The sequence below is a fragment of the Affinirhizobium capsici genome (assembly GCF_977018625.1).
This window is the reverse complement of the sequence record NZ_CDRNXD010000005.1, coordinates 229,234-246,215: the sequence shown is the minus strand read 5'-3', so window position 1 is coordinate 246,215 and position 16,982 is coordinate 229,234. Positions and strand designations below refer to the sequence as shown.

Genomic DNA, 16,982 nt, shown 5'->3' with positions numbered 1-16,982 from the left:
TCAGGCCTCCGTTTTGCAAAGGGCGGAGAGTTCGGCAGGGCTGGGCAGTGCGCGGAAGGCGCCGGGACGCGTGGCCGTGATGGATGCAGCAGATTGGGCATAGGCGATCGCTTTCTCCAACGAATGGCCGAACGAGAGGGTCGCGCACAGCGCGCCGCAAAACGTGTCGCCGCAGCCGGTCGTGTCCCTGACCTTGACGGCAATCGCTTCGTGGTGCCGAGTGGTGCGGCTCGAGTGCACCAGACAGCCGTCGCCACCGAGCGTGATGATGGTGGTTTTTGCGCCTCGTTCGTGAAGCCTTGCAGCCGCAGCACGGGGATCATCCAGACCACTGATGGCTTCGGCCTCACCGCGATTGACGACAAGAATATCGCAGTGGGCAAGCAGCGGCGTGGCATCCCACCAGATCGGGGCCGGGTTGAAGACCGTATAGGCGCCACGGTCGCGTGCGGCCTTGAACCCTGCAAGTGTCGTCTCCTGCGTCAGATTTCCCTGGGCAAGGAAGAGATCGCCTGCCTCAGTGTTGGCGGCGAAGCGGGACGCTGCTTCTTGAGAGAAGGCGGCGGCACAGGCGCCGGCCGTGACGATGCTGTTTTCGCCATCGGGCAAGACCATCAGGAGCGAAAAATCGCTTGAGCCTTCCGACCGCTGCGGTTCGAAGACCAGGTTTTGTTCGGCACCGAGGATTCGGATGATCTCCTCGCCCATGCCGTCATTGCCGATCGGGCCGGCAAAGCGCGTATCGGCCCCGGCGCGGGCGGCAACGACCGCCTGATTAAGGCCCTTGCCGCCAGGCGCACGCATGGCACCGTCGCCGAGCAGAGTTTCGCCCCGCTCGGGCAGGCGTGGCATTTGCAGGCTGATATCGAGCCCGGCATTGCCGAGTACAAGGACCTTAGCCACGTGCGATCAGCTCCTTGCCTTCTTGACGGCCTGCATAAAGACGTTCAGGCGCTCGGGATCGACCGGGTTCCACCAGACGCCATCGCGTTTCAGGTAGCTTGCGACGATGACGGCGTCTGCGACCGAGAATATATCGCCGACATTGTCTGGCGTGACGCCGGAGCCGACGGCGACGGGAAGCGACGTGCCGCTATCGATGGTCTGGAGCTCTTCCATGGTGGCGGAATCGCCGGTGCGCTGGCCTGTGGCGATCGCTACGTCGGCGTCGAAGAATTCGTTGTCGCGGGCAAGTTCCTGGATGGTGCGGTCGCCGGTGATCGCATGGGCGCCGTGCTTGACGTGCACGTCGGCAAAGATCTTGATGTCGCGGGCGCGGAGGTACGCACGGTAGCGCGCAGCTTCGCCGGCAGGTCCGTCCATCAGGCCTTCGTTTGCGACATAGGCATTGGACCACTGGTTGACGCGCACGAAGGCGGCGCCAGCGGCCTTGGCGACGGCAATCGCCTGGATTGCCCCGTTGGCCAGAACATTAACGCCGACCGGAATGCCGGTTGCACGACGCACCGCATCAGTCATGACAGCCATCGAAGCGGCGGTTTCCGGGCCGAGATTGTTCGGCTTGGCGAACGGGATATCGCCGTGGTTCTCGACGATCAGGCCATCGACACCGCCGGCCTTGTAACGCTCTGCCTCGGCAACGGCAAAATCAACAATCTCGGACATCGGCTGACCGTCATAATCCGGTGAGCCGGGAAGAGCGAGGGAATGGATCACTCCGATGACGGCCTTGCGGCGGCCGAAAATCTGTTCGATGGCATTGGGCTTCACGCGGAAGACCGGTTTAGCCTTTGGTGTTTCACTCATCTGGTTGCCTTTTTGATTTTGCAGTCTTTTTGGCACCGTCGCGAAGCATCAGGGCGCGCGACGGTGTGTCGTGAAGTTAACGGAGAGCGGAAGGGATCACTTCTGGAGCCACGCGTCGCCGAGGCGGAAGGCGGTGTCTGGGTAGGGCGTCCAGTGAAGCTTCTTGGTCGAGCCTTGCAGCGTTGAGTCAAAATGGAGGAACAGCATTCCGGCATCGTCGGAAATGATCTGCTGTGCCTGCCTGTACATCGCAGCGCGTTCGGTCTGGTCAGCGCTGACACGTGCCTTTTTCATAAGGCTGTCGACGTCATCATTGCTGTAGCCCGAGAAGTTGTTCGGACCCCCTTTGGTGAACCAGTTGTACATGTTGCCATCCGGGTCCGGACGACCGGTCCAGGGCGACCAGGAGATATCGAAGTCCTTCTTCTGAAGGACCGAGATCAGGCTTGTCGCATCAACCTGACGAACCGAGACCTTGAAGCCGGCTTCCTGCGCCTGCGCCTGGATGATCTGTGCGACGCGAAGCTGCAGGGGCGAGGCGACGACGGTGATCGCGAACGGCACACCGTCCGGATGGCCTGCCTCGGCTAGCAGTTGTCTGGCCTTTGCAACGTCACGCTTGTAGGGCTTGAAGTTCGGATCGAACGCCCAGGTGATCGGTGGTGGAACGGGGCCAAAGGCAGGCGAACCAGTATTGAAGTAGGCCACCTTGTTCACGACGTCCTTGTCGACGGAATACAGCAGCGCCTGACGGACCTTCATATCGTTAAAGGGGGGCTTGGTATTGTTGATCGAGAAGGCATTGAAGCCGAGGCCCGGAATGTCGGCCACATTGACAGATGGATCGGTCTTGATCTGCGCCAGGCTCTGCGGCGGGACGATGTCGACCAGTTGGAGATCGCCACTTTTCAGGCCGGCCGTGCGCAGCGTTTCGTCAGGGATTGGTCGAATGATGACCTTGTCGAGGGGGGCACGTCCCTTGTGATAGCCGTCGAAGGCAGAGAGCACCATCTGGCCGTTTTTGGTCCAGCTATCGAGCTTGAAAGGTCCGGCACCAACCCCCTTGGTTGCGAAATCAGGACCGAGTTTCTGCAGCGCGGTCGGCGAGACGAAAAGGCCCGCACGGTTCGTCATCACCAAGGGAAACTGCGCGTAGGGCTGAGAGAACTTGACGGTGAAAGCAAGCGGCCCCGTAACCTCAACCGATGCGATCGGGCCGAGGTCCGAGCGACGCGGCGAACCGGTCTTTTGGTCAAGCATGCGGTCGAGATTGAACTTCGCGGCCGCGGCGTCGTAAGCGGTTCCGTCCTGAAACGTCACGCCCGGCTTGATCTCGAACGTGTAGGTGAGGTCATCGACCTGTTTGTAACTGGCGATGCCCGGGACGACCTTGAGATCCGGCGTCATGGTGAGCAGGGGTTCGTAAATCAGGTATTGCTCGTAGAGCTCGAAATAGGAGGCGAAGAAGGCGGGATCCAGCGTCACGGGATCCGAGACGACGCCGATGTTCAGCGTGCCGCCTTTTTCGGGCGTCTGAGCGGAAGCTGCGACGGGCAAAAGAGATAGGGAGAGGGCTGCTAGGGCCAGAAACGAGCTGCGTATAGTCGTCAACGTCATGTTCCTTCTCTGGCGATTATTATTGTTGTTCTGTGTTCAGTATTCTTCGGGACGCACCTGCCCTGCGCCGGGAAGCCCGTCGGGACAGATGGATACGAATGTTGTGAGTATCGACGGCTCCGAAACGGCACGGATAGCCGGCAGAGCCCCCGACCAAGCCGCGGGCTCCTGTGTTGCGATCAGCCTTTCGAGCTGTCAGGCTTTGATGAGCTTCACGTGGAAGCTGTAGCGTTCTGCGAGATAGTGCAGAACGACGTATTCCACTGGCTGCCTGTCGGGCATCCAGGAGGTTCGGTGGCAGATCAGCACGACCGCCGGCTGCCGGACGTTGAGGATGCGGGCCGTCATGGTGTCGGCCATTGCGGCTTCGATGCGTTCGTCGCCACCGGCGAAAACGATGTCGTCGCGCCGCAGTCTTTCGTAAAGCGAGCCGCTATCCAGTTCCTCGATCGTCGGAATACCCGACTTCTTGAACAGTTGCGGGCGCAGATATGTGATCGAGGTTGCAAGCGGCATGCCGTCCGCCAGCATTGTCCTGTCGATCTCCACCACGTCGTCGCCGGGCTGGAGTTGTAGCTCCAAAGCGATTGCCGCACTGGCGGACACGACCTTGACGGATCGTGTTCGATAGCCAGGGGTCAGACCGCGCCGACGCATGTCTTCCGAAAACGAGGAGATCTGGTTCAACGGACGCTCGACACGCGGTTCGATGACGATCGACCCGACGCCGGAGCGTCGCTTGATGAGACCTTCGGTTTCCAAATAGTCCAGAGCTGCCCGCGAGGTACTCCGGCTGACACCGAAGCGCTTGTTGATCTCCGCTTCCCCCGGCAGAACATCGCCGGGCTTGAAACTGCCGCTCTCGATGTCCGTCCGCAACCGGTCCGCAATCTGCGACCAGCGTGGTATCGGACTTTCTTCAAGATCGGTATCATTCCAGCTCATGGCGATAGAGTATAACGTCATGACATTTCGTCAAGGCTATTTTTGAGCATTTCGCTTTGCGCTTAGCTTTTGGGCATAAGTTTGTACCCAGCCAATCTCGTCTTGTGCGGCTCGAACCGTCGCGGAACAAAAAAGACTACTGCCGCGCCGATGGCGGGTGGTGAGGAGGTGACCGTCCAAGCGCAGTACCTGCCAAGCGAAAAGTAGGAATTTGTTCTCGGCGGCCATTTGAAGCGCGCGCTCGAGGGCACGTCCGGAACTAATGCCAGATAGACCCGTGTTGGATTTACCAGTGACGGTGTCGGTGGTTCGAATTGGTTCAAGGCGAGCGGGACTCACACCTGAGATGAGGATAGGACTGGCCCTGTAAAAGGCTAGACGCCTTTCGCGAGGCCTCCCGACTGGTTTGGTGATGGCGGAAATCAGAGCTTGCCCTCTGCAACGAGTTCGCGGGTCCGCTTCAGCGTCGACAGCAGGGCCGATCTGTATCCCCTGTCGCTGTCGAACTGCGCCTGTTCAGCCTGCTCTTCTAGGCCGCCAGGTTGCTTGCCGCGCATTCCAAGGTAGCAGTAGAATTTCAGCTGCAGCGTGCCGGCTTCATCCTCGAACAGTTCATTGATGATGGCGCCCTCGCGTGGACCGGTGGCCTGGAAGAACGTGACCTTGCTCTGCGGCTCCAGGGTGATGATCTCCTTGATGTCAGAGCCCGCAATCGTCGCTTCACGAACGAAATGGGTTGCACTGTCCTCGACGACGTCGCAGCGGGTGCAGAGGCCTGGCGGCAAAAACAGGCGCGCGTCGCGCGCTTTCAGTACAAGGCCTTTCCAGACCTGCTCTCGGGTGAGCGTGGTTTCGCCTTCAGGATTTACGGGAACGGTTGCGGTCGAATAGATCATGACGATGGTCCTTGTTGTGAGATGTGGGGCGGCCTGCCTCAGGCGGAGGCCACGGTTTCCAAGGCGAAGTCGCGATAGGAGCGAAGCGGGCGGCCAAGCAGCGTCGTCAGGCGCTCGACATCGCCCTCGTGAGGCAGCATGCCGTCGGTCAGGAACCGCTCACCCATCATGCGCATGTCGTAGGCCATCCATGGCGGCATGAACTGCTTGAGGTTATGCTCGAAGGCGGCTGTATCGCCACCGCCATAGTTGATGGGGCGTCCCAGGACGTCCGACCAGATAGCTGCAATGTCAGCTCCGGTCAGCGTCTGGGGTCCGACGAGGTTGATGCGTTCCAGCGGAAGGGGGGCTACCGCTTGTTCTCGCCGCAGCAGTTCATGGGCAGCAATCTCCGCTATGTCGCGCACGTCGATCATCGCGAGGCCCTTATCGCCGACCGGCATCGGGTAGACGCCATAGCCAGTGACGACCTCCTTGATCGTCTGATCGTTCTGCATGAAGTAGGCCGGACGTAGGATCGTGGCGGCCATACCCATCTGTTCAATCATTCGCTCTACGGCAAACTTGCCCGCAAAGTGCGGGACGTTGACGTAGACGTCGGCGTGGATCACCGACAGGTAAACGATCCGCTCAATGCCCGCCGAACGCGCCAGGTTGAGAGCGATCAGTGCCTGGGTAAATTCGTCAGGTACGACGGCGTTGAGAAGGAAGAGCGTAGAGACGCCGTCGAAGGCGCTGCGTAGCGAGTCCACGTCAAGGAGGTCGCCTTTCACAACTACAACGCCGGCCGGAAAGTCTGCCTTGGAGGGATCGCGGACCAGGGCACGCACATCGGCGCCGCGGTTGACGAGGTGCTGAACGACTAGCGCGCCAATATTGCCGGTGGCGCCGGTAACGAGGATGGTCATGGGAATGTCTCCGGGTTTGTTTGCTTGACACCCCAAATATGGATGGTTCACTGATGACCCGATAGACCGCTAATCTAGACGTTGCGTCTCACAGGTGGAACATCCATGGACCTGCTTGCACTTGCCGATTTTAACCTCGTTGCTCGCCATGGTGGCTTTGGCAAAGCCGCCCGCGCGACCGGTCGACCAAAGGCAACGCTGTCGCGGCGTGTTACGGAACTTGAGGCGGTACTTCAGCTTCGACTATTCGAGCGCGGCGCGCGCGCCCTCAAGCTGACGGAGGAAGGGCGGGCGCTCTACGAGCGAACAGCCGTGCTGCTGACAGAACTGGACGAGACTACGGCGGCAATCGCGTCCGGTGCGAAAAAGCCTCGCGGTCGATTGCGCATCAGTACGCCGCTTCTGTTGTCCCAGACAGCCATGGGCAAGATCTCCGCTGGTTTTGCGCTAAAATACCCGGATGTCAGACTTGAGATCACCACGGAAGATCGCGCCGTCGATATGATTGAGGAGGGCTATGACCTTGTCATCCGCGTCAACCCAGCTCCGGATGAAAGTCTCGTCGGTCGAGCTTTTCTGCATGATCGTTTGGTTGTCGTGGCACGTCCCGATCTTGCGCGACCCGCTGGCGATCAACCGGTTCCGGGCGTAGTTCGGGGAGAGGCAGGTCCTGAGACCTGGAACGTCATAACCACCAATGGGCCCACGAAGATCAGGATCGATCCCGTCCTCGTTCTGTCGTCCCTCATTATGGTTCGCGACGCGGTGAGGGCAGGCGTCGGGGCTGCGCGCCTTCCGATCTCGCTGGTCAGCCACGATCTAGCCGCCGGCTCCTTGATGCACTGGGGAGACGTCGAGAATTCCGAAATCGCGCTTTGGGCGCTTTACCCGTCCCGGCGTCTCTTGAGTGCTCGGGTCTCCGCCTTCCTGGATTTCCTGAAGCAGGCTTTTCCCAAGGGAACTCCTGAAGAGCTGGCCGCCTATATCGGCGAGTAATGACCGGACGCGCTAAGCCGCAGCAGCAACTGCCCGCGAATACGGCCCAGGCGGCATGTGTCTCGGCATGAATATTCAACACGATGGCGTAGTTGCTTGCCGCGCTTCCCAGTCTCTAGGTTGGTGGTGAACGTGGTCGTGAACCCATAAAGGGGAATGACCGGCATGGCGTGGTTCCGACAGACAGCACTTCTGACTAGCCGCTGGGATGAGTATTCAGATCGCATCACGCAGCCTTGGCAACGCGCGCGTGGCTGACCTGTCATGGTCGGTGGTGAATAGAAACGGCCCGCTCCGGTCCGTGAGAACGTCGGTTGCAGAAATAATATGTCACCGCCAAGACTGATGTCCAACAGGCATCGATCTTCCCTGCCTCCTCTATAAGCTGCAGAGCCGTTCAAGAGTGGGAACAGGGCCGATGACAGTGGTACCGAGGGTCGAAGGTTCCCATCTCATCAAGGTGGGGACCGATTTTGAACATGACAGAAGCGTTCGCTTATTCTGCCCTGATCCATATCTTGTGCGATTGCCTCACGAAATCGATGAATGCGCGCAAAGGCGCAGGCACGAGGCGCCGCCCGGGATAATAAAGAAACGGGCCCGAAAACCGCAGCCACCATTCTTCCATCACCGGCACCAAGACTCCTTTGTCGAAGTGTGGCCTCAGCCAGTCCTCGAAAATGTAGAGCATGCCAGAGCCAGCAATGGCTGCTTCAATGCCGAGATCGGTGCCTCCACCAAATTGCACGACGAGGTTGCCTTTCGGATTTATGATGACTTCCTCCCCTTTGCGTTCGAATTCCCAGGAGGGGAGGGCGCGCCCTGAAAACCGCCCTAGAATACAATCATGCGAAAGCAGATCTCGTGCATGTTGGGGCGTTCCCCTTGTCCCCAGGTAATGTGGCGAGGCGGCCAGGGCATAGCGCTGCTGGCGTGGGCCGATCGGCAATGCCACCATGTCTTGCTCGAGGCGCTCGTCATAACGGATGCCCGCATCGCAGCCGCTTTCGATAATGTCGACAAAATTCTCGTCGGTCACGATTTCGAGCCGTATATCCGGATAGGTCTTCAAAAACGGCGGCACGATCGCAGGCAGAACCAGCCGCGCCGCGCTCATCGGAACGTTTAGCCTGAGCACGCCAGCTGTCCGACCGCGGCTGCTCTTTACCTCGTCGAGAGCAGATGCCACCTCTGTAAATGCGGGTGCGAGGCGCTCCAGCAAGAGGCGTCCGGCGTCAGTCGGGAGAACGCTCCGGGTCGTGCGATTAAGCAATCTTACACCCAGATCGTCTTCCAGTCGTTTCACGGCATCGCTCAATGCGGACGAACTGATGCCGCTTTCGCGCGCGGCCTGTCGGAAACCGCGAGATCGAGCCACCAACAGAAACGCATTAACATCGTTTATATCCGACACCAGATTCCCCAGACCTTGAAGCCTATTGTCCAGCATACCGGACAGCCTGTCCTGATTACAGCAGCTTGTGCTGCATATCCTACGCATCTATTTCTGCGGAATACAAGGAGATGAACCATGAACTCTGTAGAAAATTCAGGAACGTTCAAGCTTGGTGATCGTATGGTGCGCCGGTTGGGATATGGTGCCATGCAGCTTGCAGGCAAGGGCGTGTTCGGACCTCCTCGCGATCGTCCGGAGGCCATTGCGGTTCTGCGGGAGGCCGTGGAAAGCGGCGTCAATCACATAGACACCAGCGACTTCTACGGACCGCATATAACGAACGAAATCATAAGAGAGGCGTTGCACCCCTACAGCGACGACCTTGTGGTCGTCACCAAAGTTGGCGCGGTCAGGGGGCCAGACGCCTCATGGAACCCTGCATTTTCGCGCGACCAACTGATACAAGCCGTCCATGACAACCTGCGTCATCTAGGCCTCGATGTACTCGAGCTGGTGAATCTTCGCGCCATGTTCGATGTCCACGGTCCTGCAGAAGGTTCGCTGGACGAGGCGCTTCAGGTTTTGGCAGACTTGAGAGACAAGGGCCTGATTCGGCACATCGGGCTCTCCAATGTCACAGAAAAGCAGATCGAAGACGCTGGAAAGATTACCGAAATCGCCTGCGTGCAGAACCAGTACAATCTCGTTCATCGCCAAGACGATACATTGATCGATAGGCTATCGTCCAAAGGCATCGCCTATGTGCCGTTCTTTCCTATGGGCGGCTTTTCACCGCTGCAATCCTCTACCCTGTCGAACGTGGCTGCCCGGCTTGAGGCCACGCCAATGCAGGTGGCGCTCGCCTGGCTTCTTAAGCGTTCGCCGAACATTCTCCTGATCCCCGGCACCTCGTCCCGGGCCCATCTCAGGGAGAACCTGGCAGCGGCTACGATCGATCTCCCGACGGAAGTCCTGTCGGAGCTGGAAAAGGTTGCGGCCTAATGCGGCTTAAGTCTTACGCAGCGCGGCGGCGCAGCAATTGCGGCGGAGCGCCAATAGCCCTGCAAGCTCGACAGTGGGCGCTCCGACCGATCGCTGTGAATGGCTGCAGCAGAGCCCTCGATTTCCCGTCTCTATTAAGCGACCCGCCATAGCGGTTCATTTTCAGGGTCTAAATTTTGAATGCAGTCGCTTATATACTCGATACCTGCCGCGTCCAAATAAGGTCCAAGACTCCAAAAGTGATTTCTCCTCCCGTATCGCTGTAACGTTCACCACCTATCTCTTCTACTTAGAAGGAATTTCCGGCAGATATTTCGACGACTGCCAGGAAGCCCCTGTGGTCGACGAGCGCGGAGCCGAGCCGTTCAAGGGAGTGGCAAGATACGCGGTCGATCCGGAGAACGCTTTCCGTCTCTGGGAGATGGCGACGCGGATGGTCTCATCGCCGCTGTAGTTGGCGCAGCCTGCCGGACCTTTCGCGCGATTCGGCAGGCTGCCTCCTTCACGATTGTTGCAGCTCCAATCAAGCCTTTGCAGCCACCGGAAGACGGAACGGCGCACCAAGCCGGTTGAAGGCGTTCATTGCGGCGATCGTGATCGTCAGATCGACGAGGTCCTTCGGTTCGAAGGCTGCAGCGGCGACCGCGTATGCCTCATCGGAGGCATGGGTCTGGCTGACATTGGTCACTTCCTCTGCCCAGGCGAGAGCGGCGCGTTCTTGGTCGCTGAACAGGTAGGGCACCTCGTCCCACACCGGAACCAGCGTGATCTTGTCGACGGACATCGTCTTGCGCAGATCGCGGCTATGCATGTCGATGCAGTGGGCGCAGCCGTTGATTTGAGACACGCGCAGAAAGACGAGGTGGATCAGCTCTGCCGGCAGGTTCGTCTTGGCCGTGACATAGTGGTGGACACCGAAGAGCGCCTTGGCACCCTCGGGGGAGACTTCGGACCAGTTCAGGCGGGACATGTTGCTTTCCTTTCTTGAGGCCACGGCTTTCCGTTCGCCGGAGTAGCCGTCGTCGGGTGATCTGTGGTTTAGCGATTAGTTTCGGAGGACCCGCTACGGCTTGCGCGGCGTCGTCAGGACGGTGTCGTCGGTATCGACGACGAAGACGGCGAGCAGCTTCGCCGGTTCGGTCTTGCTGGCATTGGCGCTGACGTCGTGCCAGTCTCCGGGCAGTTCGGTGAAGTTCTGACCGGTGGTAAAGGTCTTCGTCTCGCCACCATTCACGGCGCTCTGGATCGCGCCCTCTAGGACCGTGGCATAGATCAGCGCAGACTTCGCATGCGTGTGGGCGGAGCTGTAGCCGCCGGGGCCGTACTCGACGAGGACGCCCTTGACGCTCTTGCCGGGAAGGTCGGGCAGGGGATGCTCGTAGACGAGCGTCACCTTGGCATCCTTCGTATCGTACGCGAGTCCTGGCTTAGCGACATCGTGAGCGGACGCGGTGGCAAGGGTGGCCGCGAGTGCCGCAGCCGCATATGAAATGGTCTTCATGATCGTGCGCTCCTTCTATATCTTAAGCCATTCGGCGACCGTGACGCGGCCCTTGATGTACTCTTTACCTGGAACAAGCGAGCCTTTGGCAACGGGGGCGCCGAAGTAATCGACCGCGGGGTCCGCGGTCACCGGACTGCCGTCGCCCTTCGCATCGAGATACGCCCGAATAAAAGTTTCGAACGGTGCCCGATGCGGTCCGGCAAGATCGACCGTTCCGTTCCTCGGCTGCCCGAGCGCGGCCTCTACCAGAGCGGCGGCGACGTCACTGGCCGCGATCGGCTGAAAGTCGATATCCGGTACCTTGACCACCCCGTAGGCTGCATAGGCGCCAGCCAGGGTTTCGATGAATTCGTGGAACTGCGTTGCCCGGACGATGGTATAGGCCTGACCGGAGGATGCGACCGCCTCTTCCTGTGCCAGCTTGCCGGCCATGTAAGGATTGGCCGCAAGCTGGTCGGCATTAACGATCGAGAGGACGACGTGATGGCGCACGCCCGCGGCCTGTTCGGCGCTTGTCAGGTTCCGGCTCGACGTCCCGAAAAAGTCGGTGATGACGTCCTTGTCGAAGGACATCATGTTCGACACGTCGATGACGGCGTCGGCGCCCGTAAGCGCCGCTTCCAGTCCTTCTCCCGTGTAGGCGTTGATGCCGTTGCGTGAGCTTGCAACGACCGCTTCATGGCCGGCGTCCTGCAGCAGCTTCACTGCCTTCGAGCCGATCAGGCCCGTGCCGCCGATGACGACGACCTTCTTTATCTTGGTCATGGGTGCTTTCTCCTATGACGAGGCGCGATTGCCCGTCTTGCGTTCGTGGAGTTCCAGGAAGGCGCATCCACGGGCGGCGATACCGCCGTCGTCGTCTGCGCCGAGATCCGCCAGAAGCTCCGCAACGGACACCTTGGCGAGTTCTGCGCGATAGGCCTTCTCAGCCTTCAGCATCGCGGCGTTGATCTGGCAGGGCCTGGTAAAGTAACGCTGCGGCAGAGGGTTCGGCCCACGCTGGCGGATTTCGGCGCACCGGAACGCGGGCGCCGGCCCTTCGACTGCGAGGACGATGTCGAGCAGGCTGATGTCCTTCGGCGGCTTGGCCAGTCGATAGCCACCCTTCGGGCCGGGCGTCGTCGCGACGATCCCGGCGCCGGAAAGCGCTTGCAGGTGCTTCAAGAGGTAGCTTGTGGATACGCCATGCAGTTCCGCCAAGGCTGCCGCCGAAAGCACGCCGTCTTCCGACAGTCCCGCCAGGAACGCCACACAATGAATTGCCTGTTCGACGCCTTCGCTCAGTTTCATGTTTTATCTCCTAATCGTGGATAAAATATATCCGCGATATGATTGCCAGTCAATCCTCGATTAGTAAACGCTGCGTTTGACAGAACTGAAATATCGGGAGCGGGCAATCGGATCTCTGCGGGCTCGAAAAGGGAGATAGGACAGTTCAGGCAAAACTGGCGATGATTGCGGCACTCTCGCCGTGCCAGTTCAGCCGCGCATTCCGTGCCGAAACAGGCGAGACACCCGCCGATGATCTCAGAATTACGATCCACACCGACGCGCCGATCGTTGATCGCGACTAAGCTGATGGGTAATGTGCGCCGTGCGTGAACCGATCAGACCGGGATACTATGACTTCGCAACTGGACTTCTTTTCAGCTCACGGCTTGCCGGTGAACACCAAGGTCACCAAACTTCGAGCTGTTTCGGAGAGGTCACAGAGCAAGGACGGTTGCGATCAGGAGTCGATGGCTCGTGATCTCGAGGCGACCGGCAACTATCGCATACTGCGACGGCTTCCCCGCCGGTCGGTTGTCGAGCGTGCGAGGCCTGGGTTCTCTCGGAAGGGCGTCATCCTCGATACCGAAACCACCGGCCTTGATTACCGCCGCGACGAAATCATCGAAATCGGCACTGTCGCCTTTACCTTCAACGATGCCGGTGAGATAGGCGATGTTACCGGCGTCTACGGCGGACTTCAACAGCCGAGTATTCCAATCCCGGCCGATATCACCCGCCTGACCGGGATTACTGACGAGATGGTGGTGGCGCAGATGATCGATGTCACTTGCCTCCGCTCTCTCATCGAGCCGGCTGACCTGGTGGTTGCCCACAATGCGGGTTTCGATCGGCCCTTCTGCGAGGCCTTCTCGCCGATGTTTACCCACAAGGCTTGGGCCTGCTCGGTCTTCGAGATCGACTGGGCCGCACGCGGCTTCGAAGGGAGCAAGCTCGGTTACCTGATCGGGCAGTCGGGATATTTCACGACGGACATCGAGCGGTCGATGATTGTTTCGCGCTCCTCGAAGTGCTCGGGCAGACGCGAGCCGGTGTGAGCGTGGCGCCGTTTGCAGAGCTCCATGAAGCCAGCCAGCGATTAAGGGTCCGCATCCATGCTGAGAACGCGCCATTTGAGATGAAAGATCACCTGAAGGCGCGCGGCTATCGCTGGTCTGACGGTTCCGACGCGCTCCCCAAATCCTGGTGGATCGAACTTCCGGAAGAGAGACTGGACGACGAACTTCATTTCCTCCGGACGGAGATCTACCGGTGGGATGCCGATCCGCTCGTCAGACATCTGACGGCATTCGATCGCTTCCGGCGCGCGTAAGCAGAGAAGCGATGACGGCCATTCTTGGGATCGACGCAGCCTGGACAGCAACGCAGCCGAGCGGTATCGCGCCTGTTACTTCCGAGGCGGGCAGGTGGCGCGTGACCTTCGCGGGATCATCCTATGGCCACCTGATGGACAGCGCCGTAGGGCGGATCCCCAGCTCCCGGCCATCAGGCTTGGTCGCAGAGGCCGCAGCTGTCCTTACGGCCGCGGAGCAGATTGCAGGAGCTCCGATCGACCTAGTCGCCGTGGATATGCCCTTGTCTCATGAGGCCATTGCAGAACGACGGGTCTCGTACAACCTGGTTTCGAAGGCCTATGGCGCGCCATTACAGCACTCATACGCCGAGTTCGACCCGGCCCGGCAGGATCAGTGACAATTTGAGGACCGGGTTTGCGCAGTGCGGATACAAATTGTTGACACAAGACCTTGCAATGCCGGGTCTTCTGGAAGTTTATCCCCATCCCGCCCTGGTGGAGTTGACGGGCGCTCCAAGACGACTGCCCTACAAGGTCGGGAAGATCCGCGATTACTGGCCGATCGAAACAGCCGCCGGCCGGCGGATCAGACTTTTTGAAACCTGGCAAGTAATCGTTGCCAGCCTTGACGGACGGTTGCCGGGCGCCGTTGACGTCTTGCAGCTTCCTCCATTCGATGCAGCGACATGGCAGATGAAGGCGTTTGAGGACATGCTCGACGCCATAGTCTGCGCCTGGGTCGGGATATGCGCATTCGAGGGCACCGCCGTGCCCTTCGGAGACGAGACCTCGGCGATCTGGATCCCTCAGTCGCACCTCCTGGGAAGGCAGCCAAGCCGGCTATGATCGAAGCGTTCCAGCGATAGATCGAACATCATCGCGCATGAATGGCAGACAAAGGTACCGCCCGTGGCATACCGCTCTTTATGTGGCCGTTGATATATCTGACGACTAGCTATTTCAGGCGAAGAGTTCTTTGGCTGGCGTGCCTCTGGTTCCCCTCCTTTCAAGGCGAAGATTCTGCTCCAACATCTGCTTCGACGCCCTCTACGCTTCTCGCTCAACGACGGCTTAGCGCCTTCATCTCGGCCGAAGGAGCCGTCTCTCTCGCCTCCTCAAAGCAGACATCAATCATGGCGTCGTCACGTCGCATCGCACCAAGAGCGGTCATGGGCCGCAGACGGACGAAGCGCCACCACATGATCTGCTTACCTATACCTCAGTGCGTTCCTGCAGGGGCGCGGCGCAAGGCGAAGTAAATCGCTACTGTCAGCATCGCAATCATTGTCGCCGAGACAAAGAGGGTGGTGCCGTGCGCGCTTACGAAGGCGGATTTAGCGGCGGCTTCAATTGCGTCTCCACGTTCACCACCGAGTGTCCGTGCAAATGTTATTGCCTCTCCGATGGAGTTGCCCGCGCCCTCCGCTGGATGCCCGACTGACGAGCGGTAGATCGAATTAATGAAGACTCCGAAGAAGGTGACTCCTAAGCCGGCTCCGAGTTCGTATCCGGTGCTTTCGAGCGCGCCGGCTGCTCCGGCCTTTTCGGAAGGCGCGCTACCCATGATCGCGATCGACGAGGCCAGGAGGCCAACGCCCAAAGAGAGACCCAGCGCTACTAGCAGTGAAGTGACCAAGAACCGATCCTGTCCGAAATCGGCATAGCCTATACCGTATAGTGCAAGAGCCGACACAGCCATGGACAGCGTCGCCACGCGCCGCAAACCGAAATGGGGAGCCAGCCAGCCGCCTAACGGGCCGCCTACTGCCGCCGCGATAACGAGCGGGAGCATGAACACGCCGGCCTCCAGTGGGCTCATGCCAAGGACGAACTGCAGTTCCTGTGCTAGCACGAGTTCGAACCCCGCAAGCGCACCTGCTGCGACGAAAGCCATCATGAGGCCCGCTCCGATAACGGGCTTCGCGAGCAGGCCCATATCGAGCATGGGGGCAGCCGAACGAAGCTGAACCCTGGTGAACCAAGACAGCATAGCAAAGCCGCCAATCAGGATCGCCAGGTTGACGGCATCGAAGCCTTCCTTGAACCCGGACTTTATCCCGTAGACGGATGCGATCAATCCGGTGACGAGAACTGCCGCCTCCGTGATCTTCCACCTGGCTTCCACATTCCCGGGAAGAGCAGGAACCATGCTCCAGACCATCGGGATGACCAGCATCATCACCGGGACGTTGACAAGGAAGACTAATCCCCACCAGAAGCGTTCAAGCAGGAACCCTCCCACGAGAGGCCCGACAGCCGCGCCCGCAGCGCCGACGACACTCCAGACGCCAAGCGCCTTCGCTCGATCACCTTCTTCCCGGAACACCTGACGGATGACGGCTAGGACGCATGGCATGATCATCGACGCTCCAACGCCAAGTCCAGCTCTGGCTCCGATCAGCATGGATGCTGACCCGGAATAGGCCGCGAGAGTCGAGGCGACGCCGAAGACGGTGAGGCCGAGAAGCAGCATTCTTCTATAGCCGACGCGGTCGGCGAGCGCGCCCATCGGCACCAGCAGGCCGGCCATCACCAGCGGATAGATGTCGATAATCCAGAGGACCTCGTTGGATGTGGCGCTGAGCGCGAGAGTAAGAGATGGCACTGCCACATGGAGGATGGTCATATCCAGGATGACCGGGATGTAGGCCACGATGACCGCGCACAGGACCAGCCACTTGTTCGAAGTCTTCACATGCTCACCATTATCTTTGTCGAACGATCGTTTCGGTATTGCATTGATACACGAACGGTCGTATTGATAGCAACAGGTGACGGAGAGATTCATGGGTAGAAATCGAACGATTGACAGAGACGCCATACTCGACGCCGCAGTGCGCGTGGTGTTGCGGGAAGGTGCGAGCGGACTGTCCATTGATGCTGTCGCCAAGGAAGCTGGCGTCAGCAAATCCACGGTGGTTTATGACCATAAGACGAAGAGCGCGCTGCTAGAAGCTTTGGTCGACCGCCAGGTCAAGAGCGACATGAAGCACATCGACGATTGCATCGCCGCCAGCCAAGACAAGCCACATCCCGAACTCTTCGGTCGGATCGCTGCATGTGAGGCGCAGATCGAGGACGCGGACCGCGCCGTTGCCATCGCGATCAGCGCTTCTGTCTCGAACGAGGAGAGCCTTCAGGACCTTATGCGAGAATGGACGGAAAAAGACCTGGAAGCGATGGCTTCAGGACCCCGTCCCGAGGCAGCGCTGATGGCCTACTTCGCGCTCATGGGCTTCTACGCGACGGAGTTGTTCGGCTTCCGGACTTGGCCCGAGACAGAGCGTCGGGAAATTCTTGACGATATCCGCTCCGTCTACACCTCATTCCATCGCAATTCCTGACGGCTAGCCGTCCACACCCTCCC

The 16,982-nt window shown here is 59.6% G+C and carries 17 protein-coding genes and 1 pseudogene; 6 read left to right on the top strand and 12 right to left on the bottom strand.

Annotated features, from left to right (window positions below):
- The 6 genes from AC0JZ1_RS17280 to AC0JZ1_RS17255 form a co-directional block, all read right to left on the bottom strand.
- Window positions 1-903 carry a ribokinase gene (locus AC0JZ1_RS17280; protein WP_471883682.1) on the bottom strand — a complete coding sequence of 301 codons (903 nt, stop codon included), beginning with the start codon at window positions 901-903 and terminating at the stop codon, window positions 1-3.
- A 6-nt stretch (window positions 904-909) separates the two neighbouring features.
- Window positions 910-1,767 carry a BtpA/SgcQ family protein gene (locus AC0JZ1_RS17275; RefSeq protein ID WP_165130679.1) on the bottom strand — a complete coding sequence of 286 codons (858 nt, stop codon included), beginning with the start codon at window positions 1,765-1,767 and terminating at the stop codon, window positions 910-912.
- A 96-nt stretch (window positions 1,768-1,863) separates the two neighbouring features.
- Window positions 1,864-3,384 (bottom strand): ABC transporter substrate-binding protein, encoded by a 1,521-nt coding sequence (locus tag AC0JZ1_RS17270; protein ID WP_471883681.1) that lies wholly within the window; start codon window positions 3,382-3,384, stop codon window positions 1,864-1,866.
- A gap of 195 nt (window positions 3,385-3,579) precedes the next feature.
- Complete coding sequence (locus tag AC0JZ1_RS17265) at window positions 3,580-4,350, bottom strand: GntR family transcriptional regulator (protein ID WP_192087449.1); 771 nt, start codon at window positions 4,348-4,350, stop codon at window positions 3,580-3,582.
- 401 nt (window positions 4,351-4,751) lie between these two features.
- Window positions 4,752-5,225 (bottom strand): SRPBCC family protein, encoded by a 474-nt coding sequence (locus AC0JZ1_RS17260; protein WP_471883680.1) that lies wholly within the window; start codon window positions 5,223-5,225, stop codon window positions 4,752-4,754.
- 38 nt (window positions 5,226-5,263) lie between these two features.
- On the bottom strand, window positions 5,264-6,133 hold the full coding sequence (locus tag AC0JZ1_RS17255) for an NmrA/HSCARG family protein (protein WP_471883679.1): 870 nt from the start codon (window positions 6,131-6,133) through the stop codon (window positions 5,264-5,266).
- A 105-nt stretch (window positions 6,134-6,238) separates the two neighbouring features.
- Here AC0JZ1_RS17255 and AC0JZ1_RS17250 point away from each other — a divergent pair, with 105 nt between their 5' ends.
- Window positions 6,239-7,129, top strand: a complete 891-nt coding sequence (locus AC0JZ1_RS17250; RefSeq protein WP_471883678.1) for a LysR family transcriptional regulator — start codon at window positions 6,239-6,241, stop codon at window positions 7,127-7,129.
- Between the two features lie 496 nt (window positions 7,130-7,625).
- Here AC0JZ1_RS17250 and AC0JZ1_RS17245 read toward each other — a convergent pair whose 3' ends face one another.
- Window positions 7,626-8,579, bottom strand: coding sequence for a LysR family transcriptional regulator (locus AC0JZ1_RS17245; protein WP_471883677.1), 954 nt, complete (start codon window positions 8,577-8,579; stop codon window positions 7,626-7,628).
- 81 nt (window positions 8,580-8,660) lie between these two features.
- On the opposite strand from AC0JZ1_RS17245, the gene AC0JZ1_RS17240 reads away from it, so the two are divergent.
- Complete coding sequence (locus tag AC0JZ1_RS17240) at window positions 8,661-9,527, top strand: aldo/keto reductase family oxidoreductase (protein ID WP_471883676.1); 867 nt, start codon at window positions 8,661-8,663, stop codon at window positions 9,525-9,527.
- Window positions 9,528-10,050: 523 nt separating this feature from the next.
- On the opposite strand, the gene AC0JZ1_RS17235 is transcribed toward AC0JZ1_RS17240, so the two are convergent.
- The 4 genes from AC0JZ1_RS17235 to AC0JZ1_RS17220 all read right to left on the bottom strand — a co-directional run bounded on the left by AC0JZ1_RS17235 (window position 10,051) and on the right by AC0JZ1_RS17220 (window position 12,321).
- A complete protein-coding gene (locus AC0JZ1_RS17235; protein ID WP_471883675.1) occupies window positions 10,051-10,497 on the bottom strand; it encodes a carboxymuconolactone decarboxylase family protein in 447 nt (148 codons plus the stop codon).
- 93 nt (window positions 10,498-10,590) lie between these two features.
- On the bottom strand, window positions 10,591-11,028 hold the full coding sequence (locus AC0JZ1_RS17230) for a cupin domain-containing protein (protein WP_471883674.1): 438 nt from the start codon (window positions 11,026-11,028) through the stop codon (window positions 10,591-10,593).
- Window positions 11,029-11,043: 15 nt separating this feature from the next.
- Window positions 11,044-11,796, bottom strand: coding sequence for an SDR family oxidoreductase (locus AC0JZ1_RS17225; protein WP_471883673.1), 753 nt, complete (start codon window positions 11,794-11,796; stop codon window positions 11,044-11,046).
- 12 nt (window positions 11,797-11,808) lie between these two features.
- Window positions 11,809-12,321 carry an RrF2 family transcriptional regulator gene (locus tag AC0JZ1_RS17220; RefSeq protein ID WP_471883672.1) on the bottom strand — a complete coding sequence of 171 codons (513 nt, stop codon included), beginning with the start codon at window positions 12,319-12,321 and terminating at the stop codon, window positions 11,809-11,811.
- Window positions 12,322-12,653: 332 nt separating this feature from the next.
- On the opposite strand from AC0JZ1_RS17220, the pseudogene AC0JZ1_RS17215 reads away from it, so the two are divergent.
- From AC0JZ1_RS17215 to AC0JZ1_RS17205, 3 genes and pseudogenes are all read left to right on the top strand, one after another.
- Window positions 12,654-13,633, top strand: a pseudogene (locus AC0JZ1_RS17215) (3'-5' exonuclease).
- On the top strand, window positions 13,573-14,013 hold the full coding sequence (locus AC0JZ1_RS17210) for a hypothetical protein (RefSeq protein ID WP_471883722.1): 441 nt from the start codon (window positions 13,573-13,575) through the stop codon (window positions 14,011-14,013). Before AC0JZ1_RS17215 ends, AC0JZ1_RS17210 begins: the two are co-directional and overlap by 61 nt.
- A 40-nt stretch (window positions 14,014-14,053) precedes the next feature.
- Window positions 14,054-14,461 carry a DUF429 domain-containing protein gene (locus AC0JZ1_RS17205; protein ID WP_471883671.1) on the top strand — a complete coding sequence of 136 codons (408 nt, stop codon included), beginning with the start codon at window positions 14,054-14,056 and terminating at the stop codon, window positions 14,459-14,461.
- A gap of 373 nt (window positions 14,462-14,834) precedes the next feature.
- Here AC0JZ1_RS17205 and AC0JZ1_RS17200 read toward each other — a convergent pair whose 3' ends face one another.
- Window positions 14,835-16,310 (bottom strand): MFS transporter, encoded by a 1,476-nt coding sequence (locus AC0JZ1_RS17200; protein WP_471883670.1) that lies wholly within the window; start codon window positions 16,308-16,310, stop codon window positions 14,835-14,837.
- A 91-nt stretch (window positions 16,311-16,401) separates the two neighbouring features.
- Here AC0JZ1_RS17200 and AC0JZ1_RS17195 point away from each other — a divergent pair, with 91 nt between their 5' ends.
- The gene (locus AC0JZ1_RS17195) at window positions 16,402-16,959 is read left to right on the top strand and encodes a TetR/AcrR family transcriptional regulator (RefSeq protein WP_471883669.1); all 558 of its coding nucleotides are present in this window, start codon (window positions 16,402-16,404) and stop codon (window positions 16,957-16,959) included.
- The last annotated feature ends 23 nt before the right edge of the window (window positions 16,960-16,982 follow it).